The following is a 745-nucleotide window of genomic DNA, read 5'->3' as shown; positions in this document are numbered from 1 at the left end:
AAAGTTAAAAAGCGGGTCTGGGTAATTTTGCTGAAGGACAGCTTTCCCTGCCCCATCCCCAATGTCGAAAAAGATGCGCAATCACGCCCCTTCCTCGAATCCGACAATACTCACGAGGTGACGGGGTTCAACCACGATCATGCTGACGGCGCAGGCCGCGGCACGCTATCCCGCATCGCTGTGGCACAAATGACACGATTTGACGCCAGCCAGAAAGGACTCGTTAATGTCTCTTAACCCGGCTGCGGCGCCGACGGCTCGGAATGCACCGGTGAGACAGCAGTTATGCGGCCTTTTGCGCGATTCCGGGGAAGAATCGACCCGGCTTTGCCAATGAAGCCGCGCTCGCCTGTTTCGGCGACCTGGAAGCGGCGAGCGGTTTATTTCGACATTATAATGCCGGGCTTATTGATTGTGGCGTCCGTTTTCTCTATCGGATCGGTGCGCCGGAGAGGTGGCCGAGTGGTCGAAGGCGCTCCCCTGCTAAGGGAGTAGAGGTCAAAAGCTTCTCGAGGGTTCGAATCCCTTCCTCTCCGCCAGCGCCAAATCCCCGACCGAAACCCGCGCGATCGAACTGGAATTCACCCGCGATTCGGCGATGACGATCGACATCCGGCTGCCAGCCGCTGCGCGCATCCGCCGCGATTTCTCGCAATGTTCAGAATTTCGACGGGAGCCCTCGGGCAGCCTTGCGGCAATTTACATATTACAATCAAAGCGATAGGCGGTTCGTCGCCATGCGACC

1 protein-coding gene and 1 tRNA gene are annotated in these 745 nt (G+C 57.9%); both read left to right on the top strand.

Annotation, left to right across the window (positions count from 1 at the left end):
* Nucleotides 1-237 (top strand): hypothetical protein (locus G6N73_RS36075; RefSeq protein WP_165034596.1); only part of this gene is annotated, 237 nt, incomplete at its 5' end.
* A 211-nt stretch (nucleotides 238-448) separates the two neighbouring features.
* Nucleotides 449-539: transfer RNA gene (locus tag G6N73_RS36070), tRNA-Ser, on the top strand.
* Nucleotides 540-745: the final 206 nt, after the last annotated feature.

The organism is Allomesorhizobium camelthorni (genome assembly GCF_011045125.1).
GTDB classification, from domain to species: Bacteria; Pseudomonadota; Alphaproteobacteria; order Rhizobiales; family Rhizobiaceae; genus Allomesorhizobium; species Allomesorhizobium camelthorni.
The sequence above is the reverse complement of the archived record's forward strand: the minus strand, read 5'-3'. Positions and strand labels throughout refer to the sequence as shown.